Genomic DNA, 19,526 nt, shown 5'->3' on the forward strand with positions numbered 1-19,526 from the left:
AAAAAGCGTCCAATTAATTTGGACGCTTTTTTCGTTTCCATGAAAATCGAAATCCCATTAATTGAGATAGCCTTTGCTTTTCAAAAAGTCTGCCCACACTTTGTAACCTTCTGGTATTAAATGAAGTCCATCTTTAGTCAGCTCGGCACGCAAATGCTTATCTTGATCCGTAAAATTTGAATACAAATCAATAACAGTTACATTTTTAGAACTAAGCTTTTTAATTTCCTCGTTTAACCAGAGAATGTGTTCATCTTTACCATAATGGTTTTTGAACTTAGCAAAAGAACTATTTACCGGTAGCAGCGTATTGAAATAAATTTTAGTTCTTTTCGATCCGTTTCTAACCCGGGAAATCATTGTTTTATAATTCTTTAAAATCACGCTATCTGGAATATTTCTCGAAATATCATTTATTCCGATAAGGATAAAGATTTTTGCTGGTTTACCATCTATAACATCTTGCAGCCGCTCTAGTACGCCGAAGGTAATGTCACCAGAAATACCTCTGTTTTTTGCTTGAGGTAGATCTAACAATTTTGCCCAATCTGTTCCAGCTGTGATGCTATTGCCCAAAAACACAAAATCTTTCCTTGATTTGCTATCTGCTTTAAACCTGTTTACAAGTTCTACATATTTGCCGGGCCGATAAGTACTGTCCCATTTAACGCTTTGGGCATTTGCAACATTAAATCCTTGTAGAGCGGTTATAATGATGATAACTAATAATGTGAGATAGTTTCTTCTCATAGTGAATGATTTTTAAAGGCTTGAAGCTACAACTTTGTCTGCACTAAAATATCTGGATAATCAGAAATAATTCCATCAACTTTAAGAGCTTTCAACTTTTTAATATCTTCTGCTGTATTGGCTGTCCATGGCACAATTTTCACGCCATCAATATGTGCCTTAGCAACCATTTCTTCGTTAACCATTTGCCAAACCGGACTCAGAATAAACGGTTTATAACCTAAATCAGCTATATTTTCTTCGTAACTTTTTTTATTGGCTACCAGAAATGAAGTCTTCACCTTCGGATATTTTTTATTGATGATTTGAATCGTTCTTTTGTCGAAAGATTGAATAACAACATAAGGCATGATCTTCTTTTTCTCAATAACATCCATTAAAAGTTTAACAAAAACCTCGGGATTTGGATTGGTCACTCCATCGCCTTTTTCACTACATTTTGTTTCAATGTTGTAGAAAAATTGCTTGTTTTTAGTTTTCTTGATTTCGGCTTGAACAGAATCGATCAAACTATTTAATAATGGAATATATTGCTTTGATTTTTGCTGCTTTGGAAACTGATCAAAATATTTAGTTCCAAGATCGAATTTTCGTAGCTCATCATAATTCATTCCGAAAACAGGATATTTTTTCGCATCTGTAACAGGAATCTCCTTTCCCTTAGGCGTAAGCATAAACGCCGGACTTAAATAATCGTCATGGGTGACCACCACTTTGCCGTCTTTAGTAATGTGCGTATCCATCTCCAAAGTAGTTACTCCCTCAATTTTCATGGTTTGCAACATGGCCGTAATGGTGTTTTCAGGGTAAAGGCCGCGACCTCCCCGATGAGCTTCTGCGCTGAATTCCGGAAATTTAGCTTGCTGAGAATATCCAACTGACGCAAATAAGGTTGCGCCGCAAAAAAATGATACTGCTACTTTGAACTTCATATTAATTATTTTGAATGCTATAATTTATCTGCCTTCTAGGTTAAGCTTTGAATTCAGCTTCGAATTTTTCGCCGAAACGATCTGTTGCTACCACCTTTACTGCTTTTACAGCTGGTGGAAAATGAGCAAGAAATAAATGTTCGGTAGAATGCGGTTCGGGAAAAGTTCTGCCTGCAGGTAGCGTTGCACCTTTGTATAAAGTAACCGTTTGCGGATCATAACCTTTTTGGTTCTCCATCTCTCCCATTGCTTTCCCATCCAGAAAATACTCCACCTTCCATTTCGGATCCCAATTCCATACATTAGCGATCAATCTTTTTTGATTGGTCAATTCATCCACATAAATATGTACTTGCTCCTTTTTATCTAAACCTGTTGATTTATAATACCACTTTAAATTTTTTCCATTTACTTCGTAAACACCATAACCTCTTGGTGTTCCGTCCTCACAAACTGGGCCAGTCCACCAGGCACCACAAACTGCACCATGATTGTGTTCGAAAATTCCATCAATAATAACATTACGCATGTAATGCGTATGGCCAGACATGATGTGAACATTGGTATAACCATTTAAAGCCGCATATAAATCTGTATTGTTTTTCACTGAATTATGCACTGGAATATGCAAATTGATGATAACCAGCGCATCTTTATCTACGAACTTTAAATCTTTCGCCAACCAATCTAGTTGAGCTTGAGAGATATAGCCGTCATATTTACGTTCTTCTCCAAGATAACGTACATCATCCATTACTACATAGTGTGCTTTACCGCGATTGAAAGAATAATAAGTTGGTCCGTAATGCTCTTGAAATGTCTTATCCGAGGTTTCATCGCCACCCATTCTGTAGTCCATATCATGGTTACCTAAACATTGAAAAAATGGAATACCCATTTCTTTCACTGCTTGATTATAATCGACAAATAATTCATGGTTATCCCAAACAATGTCGCCAACCGTTATTCCATGTACCGGAATGTTTCCCATCGATTGAATTACCTTTTTAGTATCAGGAACCGATGTTGTCATCATTTTCTCGACATCTTTTTTATTCTTCACCTGCGGATCGGCCCAAATGATAAAATTGTGGCGATTATCATCTTGTTTCATCGCCTTCAACTCGAAATTTAAATCTGTTTTGGCATTAAGCTGCTCATAATACTTTGCCAAATGACTATCGGTCGTAAACTCGTAACCTGATGGTGTGCTAATCCAAATAAACTTTGCTAAAGGATTTACTTCGATCGTATACTTGCCATTTTTGTCAGTTTGGATTACATTAAAACCATCTGATACCACCACATTTGCAATACCTTTCCCTTTAGCGGTTACCCTGCCGCTAATTTTATTATCAATATCTAAAAGAGAAAAAGCTGAGTATGATTTTAAGCTTACAAATAAGGTTGTGGTAAGTAATCCAGTTTTTTGGATAAACGATCTTCTGTTCATTTGGGATGAATATGTATTGGTGATTTGAAAATTTAATGGGAGATATTTAGAGTTTGAAGTTGCCTTTTTAAAATGTTTACGAGAAAATTCAACGGAATTTTCTCGTAAACATTTTAACTTTCATTCAAGATTATGTAAATCCACTACCTAACCTCAGTGGCATTTGCGCCTTCTATTTCGGCTATGGTAGAAGTTTTGCTTAAGATAATTGTGGTTTGTGTACGTGCCTTTACCCACTTATTCAATTTTGTATCATAAGCACCACCCAACACGTAGAAGAAACCTGCATCTGCTGGCAATGCATAAGTTAAAGATTGAGTATTTGTTCCTGCTCTGTAATAAGGTTGAGGCACCAAGGTTTGTGGGTTGATGATATCGTAAACATCTGTGTTTCCAATTCTATAACCAGCACCATAATTTGGCGCTGCGCCAATTTGATACAAACTTCCACCACTATGAACCCATAATACATCAATAGGTGCGGTGGCTTGGGTAACTTCAATTCCTCTAAACAATGCCATACCAAACGCGTTCCCACTGTTTGCAAATAGCCCAGTTGTTGCATTTCCGGTTACAGTGCTTGATGAATTGAATCTATCGCTTACCTTATTATAATCTAAAGCTCTTATCCATTTTGAGGATGCAATAGAGGTTGAATTTGCACCATTTATGAGCTTATTAATACCGCCAACATAGAAGAATTCTCCTTTTACAACTGTTCCAGATGTAAGATTAATTTTGTAAGTTCTTTGTTGCCCAGTTGCCCAACCTTGTGCCGGCACACCAGTAGGAATAGATGCACCTGCATTATTGCTTACAACTAACGAGAAAGGTGTAACTGCAAAATTAATATCTTTAGTTGCCCGAAGCTGTACATATTCATTATTACCATCGCCTCCATTAACGTCGCTGATAAAACCACTAATGATACATTCAGGAGCATCGACAGTTGAACTTAAAGGACTTATATCATTAGGATTGACCAAACGATGCTGTGGAACGATCTTATCATTAACCATTTTATTAATGATAATACCCCTATAATTGCCAGAATAAGGCGGTTTTACATTCGCAAATGTTGCGCTTGGATCGGTAGCTAGTGTCAAATCTGCTGTACCATCATTAATTGTTTTTTCACCAGACAATGTTTCAGAACTCGACAAAGTAGGGTTAAATGTACATTTGTAGATCGTAAGTAAAGTACAGTCATATCGATCAGGATAGGTGGTAATTAAGTTTCCGAATCCACGTGTATTGAACAATGTTTTCCCTGAAGCGATTTTAGTTACATCTGCACCCGATTTACCGGTAATTTGCAACGAGCCATCTACACGCTTTAAAACACCACCTTCAATTTTAACGTGAACTGAATCTCCTGGAACATATTTAGCCGCATCGGCACCAATATTAATAGCTATTCCTCTTAAAGAATCTGCTCCTCCAACAATTCTGGTATTTTGAATAATTAGCAAACCTGAAGGTAAATTTCTAGTGGAATGATCGGAGATTACCTGCCCCTTAACCATACTTGCTCCACGCATATTTTCGAGGTTTAAACTTACATCAGCATTAGTATATATCTTCCGCAAATCGAAGTTCGGGATAAATGAACTTGGAGTAGAAATTACGTAATCGGAATCTCTTTTGCAACTTATTATAACGGCCATGCAAACTAATGCATACAGCGCATTTTTTAATATCTTTTTCATAATTTTCAAATGAATTTTTTATGATTATGGCTTTTGCCACCACATTAGCGTATTAATATCATCAGGTCCCTGTATGGCTATCGCATTACTGTAGCTTGTTGGGTTTGTAGATTGGGTAACCAACGGATAATTTAACCTGGCTGGCATTTTTTGGTTATTTACTAAACCTGGTCCCTTAGGTAGAATTGGATGGCCAGTTCTTCGAAACTCAAACCACTGTTGCATATCTACCAAAAACAAGGCATAGTATTTTTGAATGTGGATCATTTCCAGCTGGCTCGTATTGCCTAAAGTTGTATTATCTAGAGGCAATGTTGGGTCCCATTCCAAATCGGCAGCGGTGATATAATCGATAAATCTACTATCAGTTGGGGTACTGATGTAGTTTGGCAGCCAATAGTTAATGGCATCAACCATTCCTTTATAGTAATATTTTTCAGTAGGCCCGCTAATCCACCCTTTTGCAGCAGCTTCTGCTAAAATGAAATCAACTTCCGCCGTGTTCATGATAATTCCTGTAAAACGATCGGTTTGTAATGTTGGTTTATTCGAATCAGCATCTGAATTAAAATGTGATAAAACAGTAACACCAGAACCAGGTGCGTAACCACTTGGAACGCCTACAAAACCTCCATTTGGAGCTTGATCTATGCAAAAGCGATTAACATTTCCTGTTCCCAAACTTCCATTCATTCTTGGATCACCCCAACTAACTAATTTACTTAAAAAGAAATCACAGATAGGGATACCTCTAAAGTCGGCGGCACGTATATTTACCATGAATGGCGATGAATAAACTGCTGTGCTGCTATTGGTTCCATTCCATAGTATTTTAGCGGTATGCGTATTGTCTTGCATAATCGGGTATTCTGCAGGATTAGTATCCACAATCTGTTTAATCTTAGCAATAACACTTGTTGAAACCTCACTTTTGGCCGATACTCTTAACAAAAGCCGTAAGTATAGAGAATTGCAGAACCTCCTCCATTTAGAAACATCTCCCTGAAAAACAGGATCACTAGTAGCAACAATAGGAGTTCCTTCTTTTAAAAGTTGGTTTGCTTGCTCCAGTTGAGCGAACATCGCAGTATAAATATCTTTTTGCCTATCAAATGCAGGTTGTACATTACCTTCTTTCCCCATATTCGCCTGGCTGAAAGGAATATCTCCATAAGTATCGGTGAGTAATTGATATACCCAAGTTTGTGCTATCAATGATATGCCTTGATAAGATTTATTAAGTGATTCTGGTTTGCTCGCAATATTGTAAATATCTTTTAAATCAGTAAGATATAGGTACCAATTGTTCCAGGTATAATCTGCAAGCGTTCTGCGTACATCATACCTAAAAACCCGACCCTCAGAATCATTAATCTCAACGGTAACTTGCATTAACTGGTTGTTGAAATTCCAGTTTCTGACCATATTAGTATTTAATACGCCTACCAGCGCCGGCGCAAGTAATTGGTTTGCACTTGTTGTACTTTTGCCAATAGGATCAGTATTTACCTCCGTAAAATCTTTTGTACAAGATGATACCGCCAAACCGATAATGGCCAAAAATGTATACGTTATTTTAAGTTTATAATTTTTCATGATAAATAAAGTTAAAGTCCAACAACTAAACGGGCGCCAAAGGTACGGGTTGAAGGCAACTGCCCAGTTTCAAATCCCTGAACAATATCTGATCCTGCTAAAGTTCCAAACTCTGGATCGAATGCAGGCCAAGGCGACCAAATAAATAAGTTACGGCCATAAACACCTAAGCTTAGTTTGGTAAAACCAAGACCTTTAAGCACTCTTTGCCCAAAATTATAGGTTAAATTGGCTTCCCTGAATTTCAAATAATCAGTTCTAAAAACGCTTCCCTCCGCTTGGCCGCTACCATATATAGATTCGTAATAAGCGTTCATATCAGTAGCCACTACATCATTTTTTCTATAAGTACCATCTGGATTTAAAAGAACGCCGTCACCAACAACACCGTTGTATCTTCCTGGTAAAGTGATAGTATGCTTACCCAATGATGCCATTCTAGAAAATGTTAACGAATGCCCAACTGCACCTAACTGTGCATCGAACAGAGCGCCAAGACTTAAATTCTTGTAGGAGATGTTTGATCCGAAACCAAATCTAAATTGTGGTAACGTATTACCCAAATACAATAAGTTTGGATTTTCAAGGGCAACACCCGTTTGCGGGTTAAATACGATTTGACCGTCTGGAGATCTTAAATAACCTCTTCCATACATATCTCCCATGCTTCCGCCAACATTGGCTACCACCTGGCCACCACCTAGGGCACCAGTGCGTAATACAACTGAACTATCCGCTAACTCTCTAATTTTATTTCTATTGGCCGAAAAATTTGCATTTACTTCCCATTTAAAAACTCTTGATTTGAGTGGTGTTCCATTAATAGCCAACTCTATACCTTTATTATCTACTCTACCTATATTTATAACCTGCAAGTTGTAACCTGTAGATTTGTCGATAATTCTACTGAGTATTTGGTTTTTAGTATTCCCGCTGTATGCAGCAAAATCAAAATTTAATCTATTATTAAATAGTTTTACTTCCATACCCACTTCAACCGTTGTAGTGATAAGCGGTTTTAAATCAGGATTTGGCAACACACGAGGATTGTTCATCGCACTATCCGGATAAATTCCGTCGCTTGCATACAAATAATTATAGGCAGTTCTGTAAGGAACAGTGCTTCCACTACCTACTTGTGCAATTGAAGCTCTTAACTTGGCAAAACTTACCATCTTAGGTAGCTTCCAATAATCCGAAGCAATAAAAGCCAAACTTGCTGATGGATAGAAAAAACCAACATTATCAGTTCTGGTGATAGTAGCTAAAGTGCTGTTCCAATCTTGACGGGCTGTGATATCTAAGAAAAGATAATTCTTATAACTTAAAGAAGCTAGTGCATAAAAACTGTTCAGTCTAAATTGCGCTGTATCTGGAACATATACCACTGGATTCTGATTATTTGTTAAATCATAAAGATTTGGAATAATTAATCCATCGGCTCTTTTCTCTAATTTATTATATTGGTTTCTCATTTGGCTACCGCCTACACTAGCGGTCACTTGAAAATCTTTGGAGATTTTCTTATTATATCTTAATAAAAAGTCAGCACTTATTTCATACGAACGGATGTCGGCTACACGGAAGGAACCCTGTGCAAATTTATTACCGGCAGCATCCCAAGGACGGCGGGTTTCCCGAACATCGTTATTTAAATCGCCAGATGCTCTTAACATCAGACTAAGCTCATCAGTAAATTTATAGGTAGCTTGAATATTTCCTAACCAACCATTACGTCTCTGCCCATTTAAATATTGTTCTGAAATTGCATAAGGCCCTTCAGGAAAAGTTGTGGTTAAGTTCGTAAACTGTCTAAAAACTTGACCTGGTGCCCAGTAGTCTTTATACCAATCTATATTTACATTAGGTTGCGCAAACATAAACCAATACATTAACGATTGATTACCATATCCTGTTGCAGGCAAATTATCACTATTGCGATTACTGTATTGTATTTTAGTATTAATATTTAATTTTTTAGTGATATTGGTTGTTGCATTTAAGGCTACTGTAGTTCTATCTAAGCCCGTATTGGGTACAATCCACTCATTATTTCCATGACTTGCTGATAAACGTAAACCAACTTTTTTAAAAGTACCATCTATGCTGAATGAGTTTGATGATTCAAAACCTGTTTTAAAAAATGCATCGACAGGATCAGGCGCAGCCACCCAAGGAGTTCTGGTTAACCCTTGACTTTTGGTCGCAGGATCATACTGAAAAAACATCATACCTGGAGAAAACTCTGGCCCGTATGTAGAACTTGTGGCACTTGTGTTTGCACCATCAGCACTTGCAGCATAAGAAAAGTATGAATTTCCGGCAACGCCTGCCCCGTATTGTGTTTGCCTATCAGGACTGCGGTTTATTTCTTCCCATGCGCTATTTGATGTAAATGAAATATTAACTTTTTTTCGGTTTAAGCCAGCAGATTTGGTTGTAATAATGATTGCCCCATTTGCACCACGTTGACCATATAATGCTGATGCCGCAGGTCCTTTTAAGATAGTAACGTTCTCAATATCATCGGGATTCAAATCGTTTAAACCACTGCCAAAATCGGCCGGCATTATATCTCCTGATGTACCGTAAACGCCACCGCCTGTTCCACCAGTACGCCTGGCCGAACTACTTGCAACCACACCATCGATTACAATTAATGCTTCGTTATCGCCCGTCAAATTGTTTTCACCACGCAAAATTATTTTGTTTGATCCTGCAGGACCGCTATTTCTAACCAAATTTAAACCAGCAACTTTACCCGATAAGGCATCCGTCCAGTTACTTGATACCGCATTGGTGAATGCTGTACTATCTAATTTAGAAACCGCATAACCTAGTGATTTTTCTTCTCGTTTTATGCCTAGAGCAGTTACTACCACTTCATTTAACTGGCTGTTTGATGATTTCAACCTGATGGTTAGTCCAGTCAGATTACCAGAAATATTTCTGCTTACCACCGTATATCCAACCATGTTGAATGAAATGGTTCCCGCACCTTGAAGCGTAACCGAAAAATCTCCGCTATCGTTTGTTACGCCCAATACCTTTCTAGCGCCATCACTTATGGTTGTACCCACTAAAGGCTGTCCATCTCCATCATCGAGCACTTTTCCTTTAACTACAAATCGTTGTGCCGGCTGCTGCGCAAACAGGCTCACAGTAGATGATAGAAATAGCCCAATAAGTAGAATTTTGAAATAAAATGAAAAGGGATGACTTACTACTGCTAGAAAAGACTTCTGTTCATCACACTGAGGATGCTTAGGGATTTCATCAACAGTTTTTGATCCATGCCAAAACATGGAACTAGTTTTAGTAAAAAGTTTGTTCATATTATATCCGGTTATTAGCTTTTTTAATTAGTAATCTTCGTTTTGTTACGCCTTCGGAATAGCTGCAAAATAAGCCCTTCGAGATTAAGGATATGTTAAGCAAAAATTAAGAAAACAAAATAAACGCTCATAAAATTACGAATTGTTCGTTTTTCCATTATTAATGGTTTCGATAAATAAAATTAGGAAAACAAATCGAAACTAAAAACAATTTACGATTTTCAGAAAATAATTATCTTTTTTAATGTAGATAATTCTATTTTAAAGAAAATGAAGTGCTAGGATAATTCGACATATGATGAAAGAAAGGTACGATAAAAAAGCTTCAAGCTATATATACACACATTAACATTATAAGTTACTAATAGGAAGCCACTAAAGAAGAACCGGTAATTATTTGGTTACATTGAAAATATTTAAATATAACTAACATGTTATTAAAGCATTTTTAATAAAATAAAAGATGTATGTAACATTCTCATGTCAGACTAAATGAAAGAGAAAGAAACATCAAACACTACGCTCTTACCTAGCAAAAACATACTTAATGTAAATTTTACTTAAAGAAATTGTTCTCTCTAGAATAACAAGTACGAATATTGGCAAAATAACGAAGCTGAAAATATTTAAGCTATAAAACAAGTAAGCCAGAATTAAAATCAAACGAAAGCATTCAAGATAATAGATCCATCTTCGTTGCTCCAGGAGCGCACCAATATTGATTAAAGTAATCAGAATAAAAGACGAGATGGCGATTTTCCCCCACGAATCAATAACGTTAAAAAACAATGTTAGCCCCGTAAGCATGGCTACAACCACAATTAATTGAATATTCAGGTAAAGCCTAAAATTTACCCTGGAGTTTTTCTTAATCTTATTTTGTTCAAATCTCTTTTCTAAAATTGGCCTGATATTTTGGTCCATCAATGCAGGACTACCAAAGAGTGCATCCCATTTCGCCCTAAAACCATTTGCTTGCTTGTAGGCCTCTCCTATTTCGAGGTAGTAATGGAAATGTTGCCACAAAAAACTATAACTTTTTAATGGGTGCGTGAGTCCGTATTTTGGGGCCTCCTGCTCCTGCTGAAAAGTACCGAAAAGTTTATCCCAAAAAACGAAAACATCACCATAATTTTTATCCAAATACTTTTCATCACTTGCATGGTGCACTCCATGAAGCGATGGGGTAATGAAAATCTTTTCTAACCAACCCAGTTTCCCTACCATTTGCGTATGGGTAAAAAATGAGTAGGCCCCATGCACCAACAATATGCTAATGATCATAGTAGGATGAAAACCTATGAAGGGCAATATGCACCAGAATACATTTCTAAAAACTGCCTGGAAAGTGGTGATTCTCGCCGCTGCAGAGAGGTTGAATTCTTCGCTTTGGTGATGAACTATGTGTGCAGCCCATAAAAAATTAATTTCATGCCCCAGTCGATGATACCAATACCAAACTAAATCTGTCGCCAACAGTAGCAAAACCCAAACGTACCATTTTGTAGAAATATCAAACAAAGCATAATTACTATATACCCAATCATAAACCTGGTAAAAACTAGCTGCAATAAACAGATTTAATAGGCGCTCGGCTATACCTACACTAAAGTTAGCTACGGTACTTTCATATTTAAAAATTTTCTCCCTTTTTTGCCTTTGAGCGATTTTATATTCAATAAATACAAAAATAAAAAACGCAGGAATTGCAAATGCAAGATAATTTAAGCCCATATTATGAAAGTTCTGTATCAATTTAAAACGTGACAAACATAATAATATTCTACTAAATATATAGATTTAGTAGTTTACTATTTTAAATTAAATACCTTTCTATTCGTTTTATGTTTTTTGATTCTATTAATTTGCATCAATCAGTTTCAGTATAAATAATTGCAACATGGCAACAAAAACAAATAACGATCAATCCAATATTTTATCTATTGATATAGGCGGTACAAGTATTAAAACAGTATTGCTAGACGAGGATGGGAATATGTTATCAGAATATTTAAAAAGTAAAACTCCCGAAGGTGCAACACCAAAAGATATTGTATCCGGTATTGAAGCGTTAATTAAGCCTATCCCTAATACTTTCAATAGGGTTTCAATTGGTTTTCCAGGCTATGTAAAAAATGGGATTGTAAAAACTGCACCTAATCTGGCAAAGAACAAATGGGCTGATGTCGATTTAGCTCAACGTGTAGCAGATGCTCTCAATAAACCAGTAAGATTGGTAAATGATGCCGATCAACAAGGTTTGGGCGTAGTTGAGGGAAAAGGATTCGAAATTGTGTTCACTGTTGGAACCGGCTTTGGAACCGCCCTTCTGTTCGATGGCGAGCTGTTACCCCATTTGGAACTTGCACACTTTCCATTAAACAAAGAAGAGGATTACGATGATTATATTGGGAACAAAGCTTTTGAAAAGATAGGTAGCGAACGTTGGAACAAACGTCTTAAAAAAGTAATCGAAACTTATAAAACGGTATTCAATTATGATTTCCTTTATATCGGCGGAGGCAACTCGAAACAGATAGACTTTAAGCTAGATGAAAACATGAAACTGGTGACCAATAGAGATGGAATTAAAGGCGGTGCCAAACTTTGGAAATTGGCCGATAAATACAATATATTTACAGTTAATCCCAAAGTGTAAAATATACACTAATTGGTTTTTTTTATTACAATCAAATAACAACACAATTAATAATATTAATTTCTAAACCCTAATTTTGGGTAACAAGCAAAAGAGCAAGAAATGTCAAATAACGATTCTAAAAATTATAAATTAGGGATGATAGGTTTGGGCACAATGGGCCGAAACTTATTATTAAACATGGCAGATAAAGGTTTTTCCGTTACGGGTTATGATAAAGATCAGAAGATGATCTCAAAACTTGAAGATGAAGGAAAAGAGCACAATCTTAAGGGATTTAACGATATCAAAGCCTTTATCAGTAGTTTACAAACGCCAAGAACCTTGATTTTGTTAGTTCCGGCCGGCCCAATTGTGGATAGCGTTATTAATGAACTTAAACCTTTGTTGAGTAAAGGCGACATCATTATTGATAGTGGAAATTCGCACTTTACCGATACCAACCGCCGCGTTGACGAATTGGAAAAAGATGGTTTACATTTCTTTGGAATGGGGATTTCTGGTGGCGAAGAAGGTGCGAGGTTTGGACCAAGTATGATGCCTGGAGGGGACAAACAAGCATACAACGTGGTCAAAGATGTTTTCGACGCAGTTGCTGCTAAAGTAGGTAGCGATCCATGTGTTACTTACATTGGTCCAGGTGCTTCCGGTCACTTTGTAAAAATGGTACATAATGGCATTGAGTACGCTATCATGGAACTTATAGCAGAAGTTTACGGTGTACTTAAAAACGGGATGGGTTATTCTAACAATGAAATTTACAATGTATTTAAGAAATGGAATGAAGGCAGACTACAGTCTTTTCTTTTAGAAATTACTGCAGAAATATTTTTGTTTAAAGATACAGAAACACAAAATGATCTATTAGATCAAATTAAAGATGAAGCCCGCTCAAAAGGAACAGGTAAATGGACTTCAGAAGTTTCAATGGAACTTCAGTTGCCGGTGCCTACCATCAATGAAGCAGTTTCCAATCGCGATTTATCAAAATTTAAAGCATTAAGAGTCTCACTTGAGGATGCTTTTGGTAAAAAAGAAAACAAAATTGATATCACTGTTGATGATTTAGAAAATGCTTTTTATTTTTCTATGATTAGCGCTTATGCACAGGGCATGCACCTGTTAGTGCAAGCCTCTAAAGAATACCAATACGATCTTCAGCTGCAGGAAATTGCGAAAATTTGGAGGGGTGGTTGTATTATCCGGGCTAAATTTTTAGAAGATATTTACCAGGCTTACGAGAAAAATAATTCATTAGAACACTTGTTCGGTGATAGCGGTGTCCAGGAAATTATTAAATCTACACTTGCCGGTACTCGTAAAAGCATTTCAGCCTGCATCAACGCCGGTATCGGAATTCCAGCTTTTGCCTCTACCCTAACCTATTTCGATACCATTACCACTGCTCGAATGCCTTCGAATTTAATACAGGCACAAAGAGATTTCTTCGGAGCTCATACCTTCGAACGTATAGATAAAGATGGCGTATTCCATGCTGATTGGAACAAATTATCGTAATAAATTTGATTAAGAATCTGAAAATATAATGAAAACCAAAACCGCATTAAACCCCACAATATTTGTAATATTTGGTGGTACGGGTGATTTAAATAAAAGAAAACTAGCACCTGCGCTATACAACTTATTTATTGAGGGTTACATGCCTGATCAATTTGCTATCATTGGTACCGGTAGAACCGAGTACACCGATGAAAGTTACAAAACCGCTCTAGAAGACGCTGTAAATGAATTTTCTCGCTCGGGCAAAGTCAAAAAAGAAAAATGGGACACGTTTGGTGATACCATCCGGTATTGTCCTACAGATTTTGCTCAACCGAAAACCTTCGAAAATTTAAAAGCAGCGGTAGAAAAATACCAAAAGGAATATGGTAAAGATACGCAGGTGATTTTTTACCTGGCCGTTGCTCCAAACTTCTTCCCTGTTATTGCTGAATATTTGCAAAAATATAAACTTACTGAGGATGAAGACAATAGCCGTATCGTAATTGAGAAGCCGTTTGGTCATGATTTAGAGTCGGCAAAAGAACTTAATGCATTGTTAAGTACAATTTTCACCGAGAAGCAAATCTACCGCATCGATCATTATTTGGGTAAAGAAACGGTACAGAACATGATGGCGTTTAGGTTTGCAAATGCACTATTTGAACCGTTATGGAATAGATCTTACATCGATCACGTTCAAATTTCGGTTACCGAACAGTTGGGTGTTGCCGATCGAGGTGGTTATTATGAAGGTGCTGGTGCCCTGCGTGATATGATTCAAAACCACCTTTTACAGTTATTGTGCTTAATAGGAATGGAAGCGCCAATCAACTTTGATGCCGATGAAATTAGAAACCGCAAGGTGGAGGTTTTAAGAGCCATGCGTCCGTTCTCTGCTGAAGATATCCGTTTCCATACCGTACGTGGCCAATACAGCAAAGGTTGGGTTGAAGGTAAAGAGGTTCCGGGCTATCGCCAGGAAAAAGGGGTAGATCCACACTCCAATACAGAAACCTTCGCCGCTGTAAAATTCCATATTGATAACTGGAGATGGCAGGGAATTCCATTTTATTTAAGAACTGGAAAACGGTTAAATCAAACTTCATCTCTTATTACCATTCAGTTCAGAGATGTTCCTCATCAAATTTTTTCTTCTGATGTTACAGAGAGTTGGCAACAAAACCGCTTGGTAATTAGTATTCAGCCAGAAATGAGTATTCGCATGCAGGTGCAAGCGAAAAGACCTGGTTTGGATATGGTTTTAAATCCTGTTGATATGGTTTTTGACTATAAAGGTACATATGAGGGTGACACACCAGAAGCTTACGAAACTTTATTATTGGATGCTATGATGGGTGATCAAACTTTGTTTATGCGTGGCGATCAGGTAGAAGCTGCCTGGGAATTGGTAATGCCTATTTTAAACACCTGGGAAAGTAAAAAATCAATAAATTTCCCAAACTATCCAGCCGATAGCTGGGGACCAGAAGAAGCAGAGGCACTTATTGCAAGAGATGGCTTCCATTGGTTCAATTTACCATTAAAAAATAAAGAGTAAAAACTCCTCATAGTTGGGCAAAAGTAATAATCAACTAACGTGATTGAGATTGCTTTTTGCCTCGCAATGACGTTTAATATTTAGCAATATGAATTTATTAATATATAAAACGATTGAAGAACTTACTGAAGATTTAGCAGATTACATTATTAAAATTGCTGAGGTTTCTATTGAGGAGAATGATCGTTTTAATTTTGTTTTAACCGGAGGTAGTTCACCCAAAGCACTTTATCATTTTCTAGCGAAAGAATGCGAACATAGAATTGATTGGGAAAAAGTATATTTCTTTTTTGGCGATGAGCGGAATGTTCCGTCAAATGATGAAAATTACAACGGGTTAATGGCAAAAAAGACACTACTCGATCCATTAAACATCAAAGACGATCATATTTTTTATGTTGATACATCATTGGCTCCAGAGAAAGCTGCAATTGAGTACAAAAAAGCAATTGATACTCATTTCAAAGGCGAAGATTTAGTTTTCGATCTAATTTTATTGGGAATGGGTGATGATGCACATACCGCATCAATCTTCCCTAATACTTCATTAGTTAAAGATGAAGAAGTAAACGTAGCTTCTGTTTTTGTAGAAAAGCAAAACACTTATCGCGTTAGTTTTACAGCCCCGTTAATTAACAAAGCCGAAAATATAGCATTTCTTGTTTTTGGAGAAAATAAAGCAGAGGCAATTAAACACGTAATTGGCGATGAACAAAAAGATTTTGACCTATATCCATCTCAACTAATTGCCCCTATTGATGGTAAGCTAACTTTCTTTACTGATGAGGCTGCCACTAAACTATTAGAAGAATAGTATCTGGTCAACCAGCTGATTTTTTAAATGGAAAAACGGAATATACCTTGGGTTTATTCCGTTTTTTTACGGCGCAGATATGTGATATTAAAGAATCATTTAAGAATTTACGCCACAAAAGATTTAAATGAAGAAGTGATGCATTTTCTTAAACTCGCTTTCGCTGGAAGTTTCAATTCCTAATCAAGTTTTTCCTCAATTAACAGTTTAATAATTCCATCGGCCATGCCCACTTTTGGAACAAAAATTTGCTTAATACCTGTCCATTTCATTAAAGTCAAATAAATTTCACTCGCAGGAATAATTACGTCAGCACGATCAGGATTTAAACCCAATTCATGTATTCGTTCTTTCAGAGAATAGCTTGTTAATTTATTGTAAAGTGCATTTAGTTTTTGAATTGACATCGGGGCACCATCCTTTTCATCACTCATTCTAAATAATTTATTAATATTACCTCCAGTACCAATAGCTGCCAACTGTTTGTAGTTCTTGGTGTGCTCCTTCACCCACTCTTTCATTTCGTCCCAGGTCTCTTCTTTATCCTGGTTATCTAACATTCTTATCGTACCAATATTAAACGAACGTGAAGCTTCTGGTATGCCTTTTACAAATACTGATAATTCGGTGCTACCACCACCAACGTCGATGTATAAATACGTTTTATTTTCATCCAAATCGGCCTCTATGTGGTTAGCATAAATAATGTTAGCTTCTCTCTGGCCTTCAATAATTTCGAGATTTAAATCCGTTTGTGCCTTAATCATTTTAACGATATCTTGTCCATTGCTAGCCTCACGCATGGCTGAAGTGGCACAGGCCAAATATTCGGAAACGTGATAGACATCCATCAAACTTTTAAAGGCAGACATCGTTTTCACCAAATCTCCCGCTTTTCTTTCAGAAATATGATGATCTAAAAAAGCATCATCGCCCAAGCGTAAGGGCACTCTAATTAAAGTGTTCTTTTTATATTTATATTTTCCGTCGCTTTTGCTGATGTCGGCAATGAGCAATCTTACTGCGTTCGAGCCAACATCTATAGCTGCATATCTTAACATTATTGGTGCTTGGTTTTTAAGTAGTTATAAATATCAACCTGAGCTCTAATCTTTTTGCTCAATCTATTTTTATGATATTTATTATTATTGGATGCGTTAATTTGTCGTGATTTTGTATTGTCTTGCAATTGAAGATCAATGATGTCTTGAATTTCTTGTTTTACTTCGGGATCAAGAACCGGAAAGCCTACTTCTACCCTATGTTCAAAGTTTCTGCTCATTAAATCTGCAGAAGATAAGTACATATCATTTTTGCCGTTATTACTGAAAATATAAATCCTTGCATGCTCTAGAAACTTATCTATAATACTGATGGCAGTTATGTTTTCACTAAAGCCTTTTACACCAGGAACTAAACAACAGATTCCCCGAACAATGAGTTGAATTTTAACACCAGCATTACTGGCATCGTATAGCTTTGAAATAATGCCTTCATCAGCCAAACTATTCACTTTTAGCATAATATATGCCAGTTTTCCGGCTTTGGCATTTCTGATTTCTCTATTAATAAAATTGATCAGCTTGGAACGGCTTTCCAATGGAGAAACGATTAAATGTTTAAACCCTTTGGTTACTGTTCTTTTGTTCAGCGCATCAAATAATTTTACAAGATCATTTGTAATTTCCTTTTTAGCTGTGAAAATACTGTGATCGCAATATAGCCCGGCAGTTTTTTCATTGAAATTTCCTGTTGCTAAATTTGCGTAATAAACAGGCTTATCCTTTTCTATTCTTTTAACGAGGCAAATTTTGGAATGAACTTTATAATCTGTTAAGCCATAATTAACTTTTACGCCTTCTTCCATCAACCTCGATGTCCAGAAAATATTGGCTTGTTCATCAAACCTGGCTTTTAGTTCCAACACTACAGAAACTGATTTGCCATTCTTTGCCGCATTAATTAGGGCGTTAATTACCTTAGAGTTTTCAGCAAGGCGATATAGCGTAATTTGAATTTCAGTAACCTTAGGATCAATTGCCGCTTCCCGCAGAAACAGTATAATGTAATCATAAGATTGATATGGTAGATTTACCAGGTAATCGCGACGAGCAATTCTACTAAAAACACTCTGCGTTCGTGGCAAATCATGCACCTTTAAGGGTACGTTTGGTGCATACTCCAATTCCTTCTTCCCAACGTTAGGAAAAGAGATAAAGTCTCCAAATTTATGATAACTATTACCCGGTATTAAACTGTCAGCATCGAGTTTGAGTTTATTCACCAAAACAGTAAGCATATTCAAAGGCATTGCCGAATCGTACAATAAACGCATGGGTTTACCTTTTTTCCGTTTCTCCAAACTACTTTTTAAGTCTTCAATAAACTTATCATCGATATTTTTATCAATATCCAGTTCAGCATCTCTTGTTAGCTGAATAGAGTAAGCTTCTAAATGGTCGTAAGTAAAAACATAGAAAATATCATCAAGGCAGTAGCGGATAATATCTTCGGCAAGAATAATAAACTTTAAGTCGTTGGTTTCTGGCAAGACAAGGAAACGTGGCAAACTAGGTGGAATCTCGATTAGCGCATATTTCTCTCTAACTTTCGTATCTTTTTTGGATAACTTCACAAAGAAATACAAAAACCGATCTTTTAGTTCTGGAAAAGGTTTATCCATATCCAACATGATCGGAACCAGATTTGATAAAATTTTATCACGAAAGTGGTTCTTCACAAACTCTCCTCTACTTACATTGAGCTGGGTATCATTCAAAATAAAGATTCTATTTTGAGCAAGCTCATTGATAAGCGTAGCCTGGAACAACTGATCGAACTTTCGCTCCTGTTTCACTACGATATTCTTAATCTCATTGAGGATTTTTTTCGGATTGAATCCCAAAAGCGCTTTTGCTTTATCGTTTAAATTGGTTAGCCGCGACATTGTTGCGACCCGCACCCGATAAAACTCTTCCAGATTGGAAGAAAATATAGATAGAAACTTAATCCTTTCGATGAGTGGAACGGTTTCATCGGCCGCTTCTTGTAACACACGATCGTTGAAATACAACCAACTTATCTCCCGGTTTAAAAATGGTATTTTCTTCTTGCTCATCTAAAAAAATAAAAAATCCCCGTGGGTACAGGGATGCTCAAAGCTGCAAAATAATTTGTTAAATTGATGTTAATAAATCAAGGTGTTAACGTTAACGAA

Annotated in this window: 13 protein-coding genes; 4 read left to right on the forward strand and 9 right to left on the reverse strand. The window is 36.7% G+C overall.

What is annotated here, in order from left to right:
• Window positions 1–57 precede the first annotated feature (57 nt).
• The 7 genes from ASE92_RS05470 to ASE92_RS05500 form a co-directional block, all read right to left on the reverse strand.
• The gene (locus ASE92_RS05470; protein WP_056849037.1) at window positions 58–750 is read right to left on the reverse strand and encodes a GDSL-type esterase/lipase family protein; all 693 of its coding nucleotides are present in this window, start codon (window positions 748–750) and stop codon (window positions 58–60) included.
• 26 nt (window positions 751–776) lie between these two features.
• Window positions 777–1,682, reverse strand: coding sequence for a glycerophosphodiester phosphodiesterase family protein (locus tag ASE92_RS05475; protein WP_056849038.1), 906 nt, complete (start codon window positions 1,680–1,682; stop codon window positions 777–779).
• Window positions 1,683–1,722: 40 nt separating this feature from the next.
• Complete coding sequence (locus tag ASE92_RS05480; RefSeq protein ID WP_056849039.1) at window positions 1,723–3,135, reverse strand: calcineurin-like phosphoesterase family protein; 1,413 nt, start codon at window positions 3,133–3,135, stop codon at window positions 1,723–1,725.
• Window positions 3,136–3,278: 143 nt separating this feature from the next.
• Window positions 3,279–4,844, reverse strand: a complete 1,566-nt coding sequence (locus tag ASE92_RS05485; protein WP_235527283.1) for a DUF5689 domain-containing protein — start codon at window positions 4,842–4,844, stop codon at window positions 3,279–3,281.
• A gap of 24 nt (window positions 4,845–4,868) precedes the next feature.
• Entirely contained in the window at window positions 4,869–6,440 is a 1,572-nt protein-coding gene (locus ASE92_RS05490; protein WP_056849040.1) for a SusD/RagB family nutrient-binding outer membrane lipoprotein, read from the reverse strand.
• 11 nt (window positions 6,441–6,451) lie between these two features.
• Window positions 6,452–9,775, reverse strand: coding sequence for a SusC/RagA family TonB-linked outer membrane protein (locus tag ASE92_RS05495; RefSeq protein ID WP_235527284.1), 3,324 nt, complete (start codon window positions 9,773–9,775; stop codon window positions 6,452–6,454).
• Between the two features lie 525 nt (window positions 9,776–10,300).
• Window positions 10,301–11,530, reverse strand: coding sequence for a sterol desaturase family protein (locus tag ASE92_RS05500; protein WP_235527285.1), 1,230 nt, complete (start codon window positions 11,528–11,530; stop codon window positions 10,301–10,303).
• A gap of 145 nt (window positions 11,531–11,675) precedes the next feature.
• On the opposite strand from ASE92_RS05500, the gene ASE92_RS05505 reads away from it, so the two are divergent.
• The 4 genes from ASE92_RS05505 (at window position 11,676) to pgl (ending at window position 16,309) form a co-directional block, all read left to right on the forward strand.
• Window positions 11,676–12,434 carry an ROK family protein gene (locus ASE92_RS05505; protein ID WP_056849042.1) on the forward strand — a complete coding sequence of 253 codons (759 nt, stop codon included), beginning with the start codon at window positions 11,676–11,678 and terminating at the stop codon, window positions 12,432–12,434.
• Window positions 12,435–12,536: 102 nt separating this feature from the next.
• On the forward strand, window positions 12,537–13,952 hold the full coding sequence (gndA, locus tag ASE92_RS05510; protein WP_056849043.1) for an NADP-dependent phosphogluconate dehydrogenase: 1,416 nt from the start codon (window positions 12,537–12,539) through the stop codon (window positions 13,950–13,952).
• 28 nt (window positions 13,953–13,980) lie between these two features.
• Window positions 13,981–15,495: a glucose-6-phosphate dehydrogenase gene (zwf, locus tag ASE92_RS05515; RefSeq protein WP_056849044.1), complete on the forward strand. Its 1,515-nt coding sequence runs from the start codon at window positions 13,981–13,983 to the stop codon at window positions 15,493–15,495.
• An 88-nt stretch (window positions 15,496–15,583) separates the two neighbouring features.
• Window positions 15,584–16,309 carry a 6-phosphogluconolactonase gene (gene pgl, locus ASE92_RS05520; protein WP_056849045.1) on the forward strand — a complete coding sequence of 242 codons (726 nt, stop codon included), beginning with the start codon at window positions 15,584–15,586 and terminating at the stop codon, window positions 16,307–16,309.
• Between the two features lie 179 nt (window positions 16,310–16,488).
• On the opposite strand, the gene ASE92_RS05525 is transcribed toward pgl, so the two are convergent.
• A complete protein-coding gene (locus ASE92_RS05525; RefSeq protein WP_056849046.1) occupies window positions 16,489–17,370 on the reverse strand; it encodes a hypothetical protein in 882 nt (293 codons plus the stop codon).
• Window positions 17,370–19,427: a polyphosphate kinase 1 gene (ppk1, locus tag ASE92_RS05530; RefSeq protein ID WP_056849047.1), complete on the reverse strand. Its 2,058-nt coding sequence runs from the start codon at window positions 19,425–19,427 to the stop codon at window positions 17,370–17,372. The genes ASE92_RS05525 and ppk1 overlap by 1 nt, the downstream gene beginning before the upstream one ends.
• Between the last annotated feature and the right edge of the window lie 99 nt (window positions 19,428–19,526).

This window comes from Pedobacter sp. Leaf41 (assembly GCF_001422545.1).
GTDB lineage: Bacteria > Bacteroidota > Bacteroidia > Sphingobacteriales > Sphingobacteriaceae > Pedobacter.

Bases quoted from the DNA above. Each gene is read 5' to 3' on its own strand.
- ASE92_RS05470 (WP_056849037.1), bottom strand. From the start codon at position 750: ATGAGAAGAAACTATCTCACATTATTAGTTATCATCATTATAACCGCT.
- ASE92_RS05475 (WP_056849038.1), bottom strand. From the start codon at position 1,682: ATGAAGTTCAAAGTAGCAGTATCATTTTTTTGCGGCGCAACCTTATTT.
- ASE92_RS05480 (WP_056849039.1), bottom strand. From the start codon at position 3,135: ATGAACAGAAGATCGTTTATCCAAAAAACTGGATTACTTACCACAACC.
- ASE92_RS05485 (WP_235527283.1), bottom strand. From the start codon at position 4,844: ATGAAAAAGATATTAAAAAATGCGCTGTATGCATTAGTTTGCATGGCC.
- ASE92_RS05490 (WP_056849040.1), bottom strand. From the start codon at position 6,440: ATGAAAAATTATAAACTTAAAATAACGTATACATTTTTGGCCATTATC.
- ASE92_RS05495 (WP_235527284.1), bottom strand. From the start codon at position 9,775: ATGAACAAACTTTTTACTAAAACTAGTTCCATGTTTTGGCATGGATCA.
- ASE92_RS05505 (WP_056849042.1), top strand. From the start codon at position 11,676: ATGGCAACAAAAACAAATAACGATCAATCCAATATTTTATCTATTGAT.
- gndA (WP_056849043.1), top strand. From the start codon at position 12,537: ATGTCAAATAACGATTCTAAAAATTATAAATTAGGGATGATAGGTTTG.
- zwf (WP_056849044.1), top strand. From the start codon at position 13,981: ATGAAAACCAAAACCGCATTAAACCCCACAATATTTGTAATATTTGGT.
- pgl (WP_056849045.1), top strand. From the start codon at position 15,584: ATGAATTTATTAATATATAAAACGATTGAAGAACTTACTGAAGATTTA.
- ASE92_RS05525 (WP_056849046.1), bottom strand. From the start codon at position 17,370: ATGTTAAGATATGCAGCTATAGATGTTGGCTCGAACGCAGTAAGATTG.
- ppk1 (WP_056849047.1), bottom strand. From the start codon at position 19,427: ATGAGCAAGAAGAAAATACCATTTTTAAACCGGGAGATAAGTTGGTTG.